This is a genomic window from Petrotoga olearia DSM 13574 (assembly GCF_002895525.1).
In the GTDB taxonomy this organism is placed as follows: Bacteria; Thermotogota; Thermotogae; order Petrotogales; family Petrotogaceae; genus Petrotoga; species Petrotoga olearia.
On sequence record NZ_AZRL01000002.1, the window covers coordinates 43,655 to 49,654 of the forward strand.

Genomic DNA, 6,000 nt, shown 5'->3' on the forward strand with positions numbered 1-6,000 from the left:
TTTATAAGTTATACTATCTTTAGAAACTCTAAAACATGTATTTTAACTAACTTTTAATACCTTTGATGTTAAAGGTTAAATGTTCTATCACGAAAATAGTGGGTAATTAAGCTAAAGTTCAATTAAGTTTATCAACGGCAATAAAGAAAAACAGAAAATACTTAATTACATAAGAAGGTTTCTTGTAATCGAACATCTTTTTAAACTCAAGCACCAATCCGTAGGCTTGAACTGTGTCAAGATGTTGTTCTTCCTTGAACCCATTTCGGAGCGTTTCATCGAGTCTAACTTTATCTTTCTTAGTAAGGTTGTTAGGATTTTTTAATAGCAAGTATTTTGTCCTTTTTTGTATCCTTCGCCTAAATGATACCAGATTATTTAATCATTTGTTCATATTTCATTTTTTCTACCCACACTTTTTGGAAGAGAACCTTTAAATTATACGCTTTTCCATATGATTTTCAAGTGTTTTTTTAATTGTCTTCAAATATACATTGATAAAGTATTACAGAGATCGGTCAAAAAATACTTATGTTAAAATCAAACTTGATAATTTTTGTTATCTTTAAATTACTTATATTCTCTTTTTCTTTTTTTATCTGTATTATGGTACAATTGTGTTTGAATGATTTCGATCTATTTTTTTGAGAAATTTCTAAGTTGAATTGAAGTAAACGAATATTCCATTATTATAACGCTGTGTAAATATTTCATGAGGTCAGGGGGGTTCTTAGAATGAATCTTCGATCTTTAATTGAAATTGTGAATAAAGGACAGATTTTAATTCTTTACCAACAAACGTTCAAAAACCAAAAATCCACACAAACAAAAATATAACCTTCAACGAACATCCTTTTTATTTGGGAAGGAAAGAAGTTGTAAAAAGGTTTATGAAAGACTTAAATAAAAAGAATTTAAAAGAGTTCATAGAAAATTACATTGGCCTTGATACAAGACAAAAAAAGATAATAGAAAAGTTCATAATGAATTACGGTAGGTACTATGACTTAAAAGATATACCAAAAGAATTCACACCGAAAGTACCAAAAGAGATTGATCCATTCGTGAAAAAATACACGTTGAGAAGAAAGCCTTCTGCCCTTTCTTTTTATGTTTTTGAAGGGGAAGAAAGAGAAGAATTGGTGGAAATTAGCAACAATTTTTAATTGAAAAAACGCCCATGTTGGGCGTCTTTTTTTGATTCTATCATTAGTTTTGGCATCAATTTTGCAAATATAGTTTTATCTTTAATTTCTAATCCTTCAAGTGATAAAGACTGCTTGTTTAGATTTAGGGAAGAATTTTTTATTTTTTGAAAATTTCTTCTACCAGCTGCTCTTTTTGGAACTTTAGACATATGTGAATGTCTCTTCTTTTACGATATGCAATCTTATAATATCGGGAATATCTTCTTCTTTATCAAAGTGACATTTTATAGCATCTTTAATATTTTCTTTAAGCTCATCTAAGGAAGATCCTTCTGTAAAGATTGATTCTCCCAAAGCCCTAGCGTTATATCCGCTTTCTGGATCTTCTTCCACTATAAATATTATTTCCTTGACTTTCATCAGATTCATCCCCTTTTATTTTCTAGTTTCTAATTATATATTATATCATATGGGGATAAATTGTCAGAAAACCATCCACTTAACAGCACAATTCAGTTGAGATGGAAAGTGGCTTAGCTTTTGACAGATGCTGTATTTTCTTCAGATGTTTTTGAGTCTTTAAGTTGTTTTTTCAAATCAATTCCTGAGAATTGACTCATATAAAGATTGTAGTAAAAGCCTTTATTTTTCATGAGCTCTTCGTGATTTCCAGTTTCGACAATGGAACCGTGATCCATTACTAAGATTGTATCGGCATCTCTGATCGTAGATAATCTATGAGCAATGATAAAGCTTGTACGCCCTCTCATCAGTTTTTCCATAGCTTGTTGTATTAATGTTTCTGTACGAGTGTCCACAGAACTTGTTGCCTCATCCAAAATTAAAATTTTTGGATCTGCAAGGAAAGCCCTTGCGATTGTTATTAATTGTCTTTGACCTTGAGATAGGTTCGAGGCTTCCTCATCTATTACTGTGTTGTAGCCATGCGGTAAGGTTCTGACGAAATGATCTACATACGCCGCTTTAGCAGCTTGGATGATCTCTTCATCAGATGCATCTTCTTTACCGTATGCGATATTTTCCTTTATCGTGCCTCCAAATAGCCAGGTGTCTTGAAGCACCATACCAAAGTTTTTTCTGAGATCCGATCTTCTCATTTGCCTAATGTCAATACCATCCAAGGTAATCCTTCCACCTGTGACATCGTAAAATCTCATCAAAAGGTTTACAAGTGTTGTTTTTCCCGCACCTGTTGGTCCTACTATCGCGACGTTTTCCCCAGGTTGAACGGTTAAGTTCATTTCTTCTATCAAAGGTTTTTTAGGGTCATAACTGAAAGATACATTCTCAAAGACTATCCTTCCTTCTACTTCAGGTAATTCTATAGGATCGATTGGATCTGGAACTTCGTCTTCTTCATCTAAGAGTTCAAATACTCTTTCTGCAGAAGCGATAGTTGATTGTAAAATATTTATAATATTGGCTGTTTGAACTATCGGTTGCGTGAACATTCTTGAATACTGTATAAATGCTTGTACATCCCCTAGTGTCATCATACCGTTAGCTACTCTAAGTCCACCAATAACACTGACAAGTACGTAGTTAAGATTGTTCAGAAAAGCTATTGAAGGTCTTATTATACCTGATATGAATTGAGATTTGAAACTTGCTTGATATAATCTAGCATTTTCATTGTCGAATGTTTCTTTTACATCTTTTTGTCTGTTGAAAACCTTTACAATGTTATGGCCTGAATAAGTTTCCTCCACATGACCGTTGAGTTTACCTGTACTGTCCCATTGAGTTTCAAACTGTTTCTGGGATCTTTTCACAATGAACATTGTTACAATTAGAGATAAGGGAATCAAAGTCAGGGCGATTAACGTAAGTAAAGGACTTATCGTTAGCATCATGACGATCACGCCAATTATAGTAACAAACGCTGTTATAATCTGTGTGAGAGTTTGTTGGAGCGTTCTTCCTATATTATCAATATCGTTGGTTACCCTACTGAGAATATCACCGTGGGAATGACTGTCAAAATATTTAAGTGGAAGTTTTGATAGTTTGTTGTCAACTTCTTTTCTGAGGTTATAGATAGATTTTTGCGAGACACCTGCCATCAGATATTGCTGTAACCAATTGAACAGGGCAGATAAGCCGTAAATTCCCAATAGGGTTAATAAGATTTGTATTAGTCTGTTATAATTCACTCCTTGGCCTGGGACTATGTTCATCGGTCCAATCATTTCGGCAATTTGATCATTTCCCGAGAGTTTAAGCATTTGGATAGCTTCTTCTTTTGTCGTATTTTCAGGCATATTTTTGCTTATTATACCTTCGAATAACACATTAGTGGCGTTTCCCATAAGCTTAGGGGCTGTTATCATAAAGATCGTAGCCAGGACGGCAAAAGAAATAACGAACAAAATCGGTACCAATTGTGGTCTTAAATATCCAAGTAGTCTTTTTAATGAACCCCAAAAATTTTTTGGTTTTTCGACAGGAGTTGCTCCTCCTCGTCTACCCATTCCCATTCCCATAGGTTGTTTGTTAGATTTGTTAGAAGTTTTTGTATTATGGGAACTCATGCTGTTTCCTCCTCTGGTAACTGGGACTTTACAATTTCTCTATACACTTCGCATGATTGCATAAGTTCAGAATGTTTTCCTTGCCCAGCGATCGTTCCGTCATCGTTTAAAACGATTATCAAATCGGCATCCAGTATTGTGGTTACTCTTTGAGCCACTATTATAACTGTTGCGTTTTTAGTCTCTTTCTTTAAGGCTTCACGAAGGTTCGCATCGGTTCGGTTATCCAACGCAGAGAAACTATCGTCGAATATGTAGACCTTTGGTTCTTTGATGATTGCCCTTGCAATTGATAAACGTTGCCTCTGACCACCGGAGAAGTTTGTTCCTCCTTGATCAACTGGAGCTTGTAATTTGTCAGGTAATTCTTCTACAAAATCTTTTGCCTGTGCTATTTCTAAGGCATGCCACATTTCCTCTTCCGTTGCGTCTTTCTTTCCATACGCTAGATTGGAAGCTATTGTTCCACTGAACAGGTAAGCTTTTTGAGGGACAAAACCCAAAGAGGCTCTAAGATCTTCCATCGATATTTCTCTAATATCTACACCATCGATTTCTATCTTTCCATCTGTGACTTCGTAAAAGCGTGGTATCAAATTTATAAGAGTACTTTTACCGCTTCCAGTGCTACCTACAATTGCGGTAGTTTGTCCTGGCTTAGCTTCAAAAGAAATATTTCTGAGTACGGGCCTCTCAGCACCTTCGTATCTAAATGTCACATTTTTGAAGGAAACATTGCCTTTTTTACTTTTCAAAATAATTGGATTGTTTGGTTCAGTAATTGTAGGTTCTGTTTCTAGCACCTCTTTGATACGGTCCGCGGATGCTTCTGCACGAGGCCACATGACAAACATCATCATTGCCATCATTATTGCAATGAGTATTTCCATGATATAGGTTAAGAAGGCTATAAGGTTGCCTATTGGCATTGCTCCACTGTCTATTCTCATAGAACCAAACCAAAGAATGCTAACGGTTGTTAGGTTCATAATCAGCATTAGAAGGGGCATACCTAATGCTAATAATCTATTTACTTTTATTGCGGTCTGAGTTAAGTCATTATTGACTTTATCGAATCTTTTCTCTTCACTTTTCTCTTTTACGAAGGCCCGGATAACACGTATACCCATTAATTTTTCACGTAAAACCCGGTTTACATTATCAAGTTTTATTTGCATGCTTTTAAAAAGTGGTATTGCCTTACGCATTAGAAAAAATACAACAATTCCCATCAATGGGATTATCACTATAAGAGATGTAGAAAGGACAACGTCTTGACGAATGGCCATAATAGCACCGCCTATAGCCATTATAGGTGCAAGAATTATCACGTTCAACATTATTAATACTAACATCTGAATTTGGTATACATCATTTGTGTTTCTCGTTATCAGCGATGCGGTTCCAAACTTGTCTATATCCGTCTGAGAGAAATTGAGCACCTTATAATAAAGATCTTTGCGTAAGTCATGTGCAAATTTGGCAGAGATTCTGGAGGCAAAAAATGTTGCTCCTACAGCAGCTCCAAAGAGTAATAGGGAAAATAACAACATCTTTCCACCTTCTTGCATTATATAAGGTAGGTCTCCTTTGGCAACACCATTGTTGATAATATTTGCATTTAAATTTGGAAGGTATAAGTTTGAGACAGCTTGGACGGTGAGTAACACCAATGCAAAAATTACTTCTTTATAATACTGTTTTAAATATTTGCTTAATATGGTTCTCATCCTTGATCTTCTCCCTTTTGTAAATGTTTTGACAGGTTGTTGGATATTTTTTTTAGTAACTCGTTAAACGTATTGAGCTCTTGATCTGATAACCCTTCAAAACTGTATCTCACGATCTTTGAAAATGATGTTTTTAAATTTTTTATTTCTTCTTCTCCTTTTTCCGTTAAAAACATTTGAAGAGTGCGCATGTCAGCAGGATTGGATTTGCGGAATATGAGCCCTATTTTCTCCAACCTTTTAAGAATCAATGAAACGGTAGGAGGAGCTACGTTCATGAGCTTGGCAAGATTTGTTTGACTGATTCCAGGATTTTTCCAAATGTGCCATAAGCAAACTCCTTGCCCTGGATAGACATCTTTTTCTGCCATAATCTTGAAATTTAACTGTCTTTGCAGGTTCATTACTTGAAAGAATTGTTGTACAACGTTGATCGTTGATGGATTGAGTTCATCAAAAAGGAAATTTTCATCGCAAAGCGTTTTATCTTTCATTTTTCTCTCCTTGTGTAATTAGATTACTGATTATAGAAACTTGTGTTAGCGCCCTTTCACCCCGCTCCCCACCCGT

Annotated in this window: 7 protein-coding genes; 1 reads left to right on the top strand and 6 read right to left on the bottom strand. The window is 35.1% G+C overall.

All coding sequences use genetic code 11. From position 1 onward, the window contains the following. Window positions 1-118: 118 nt before the first annotated feature. On the bottom strand, window positions 119-373 hold the full coding sequence (locus X929_RS00415) for a transposase (RefSeq protein WP_103066103.1): 255 nt from the start codon (window positions 371-373) through the stop codon (window positions 119-121). A 517-nt stretch (window positions 374-890) separates the two neighbouring features. Between X929_RS00415 and X929_RS00420 the strand changes: the two genes are divergently transcribed. After that, window positions 891-1,166: a hypothetical protein gene (locus X929_RS00420; protein ID WP_245858610.1), complete on the top strand. Its 276-nt coding sequence runs from the start codon at window positions 891-893 to the stop codon at window positions 1,164-1,166. Here X929_RS00420 and X929_RS00425 read toward each other — a convergent pair. From X929_RS00425 to X929_RS00445, 5 genes are all read right to left on the bottom strand, one after another. Beyond that, a complete protein-coding gene (locus X929_RS00425; RefSeq protein WP_103066104.1) occupies window positions 1,163-1,357 on the bottom strand; it encodes a hypothetical protein in 195 nt (64 codons plus the stop codon). The genes X929_RS00420 and X929_RS00425 overlap by 4 nt on opposite strands. Next, window positions 1,350-1,568, bottom strand: coding sequence for a 2-oxoisovalerate dehydrogenase (locus X929_RS00430; RefSeq protein ID WP_103066105.1), 219 nt, complete (start codon window positions 1,566-1,568; stop codon window positions 1,350-1,352). The genes X929_RS00425 and X929_RS00430 overlap by 8 nt, the downstream gene beginning before the upstream one ends. Window positions 1,569-1,681: 113 nt before the next feature. Continuing rightward, window positions 1,682-3,700 (bottom strand): ABC transporter ATP-binding protein, encoded by a 2,019-nt coding sequence (locus tag X929_RS00435; RefSeq protein ID WP_103066106.1) that lies wholly within the window; start codon window positions 3,698-3,700, stop codon window positions 1,682-1,684. Continuing rightward, the gene (locus tag X929_RS00440) at window positions 3,697-5,430 is read right to left on the bottom strand and encodes an ABC transporter ATP-binding protein (protein ID WP_103066107.1); all 1,734 of its coding nucleotides are present in this window, start codon (window positions 5,428-5,430) and stop codon (window positions 3,697-3,699) included. Before X929_RS00440 ends, X929_RS00435 begins: the two co-directional genes overlap by 4 nt. Beyond that, window positions 5,427-5,924 carry a MarR family winged helix-turn-helix transcriptional regulator gene (locus X929_RS00445; protein ID WP_103066108.1) on the bottom strand — a complete coding sequence of 166 codons (498 nt, stop codon included), beginning with the start codon at window positions 5,922-5,924 and terminating at the stop codon, window positions 5,427-5,429. Before X929_RS00445 ends, X929_RS00440 begins: the two co-directional genes overlap by 4 nt. Between the last annotated feature and the right edge of the window lie 76 nt (window positions 5,925-6,000).

Coding starts and splice junctions, on each gene's coding strand:
- X929_RS00420 (WP_245858610.1), top strand. CDS start 891: ATGAAAGACTTAAATAAAAAGAATTTAAAAGAGTTCATAGAAAATTAC.
- X929_RS00425 (WP_103066104.1), bottom strand. CDS start 1,357: ATGTCTAAAGTTCCAAAAAGAGCAGCTGGTAGAAGAAATTTTCAAAAA.
- X929_RS00430 (WP_103066105.1), bottom strand. CDS start 1,568: ATGAAAGTCAAGGAAATAATATTTATAGTGGAAGAAGATCCAGAAAGC.
- X929_RS00435 (WP_103066106.1), bottom strand. CDS start 3,700: ATGAGTTCCCATAATACAAAAACTTCTAACAAATCTAACAAACAACCT.
- X929_RS00440 (WP_103066107.1), bottom strand. CDS start 5,430: ATGAGAACCATATTAAGCAAATATTTAAAACAGTATTATAAAGAAGTA.
- X929_RS00445 (WP_103066108.1), bottom strand. CDS start 5,924: ATGAAAGATAAAACGCTTTGCGATGAAAATTTCCTTTTTGATGAACTC.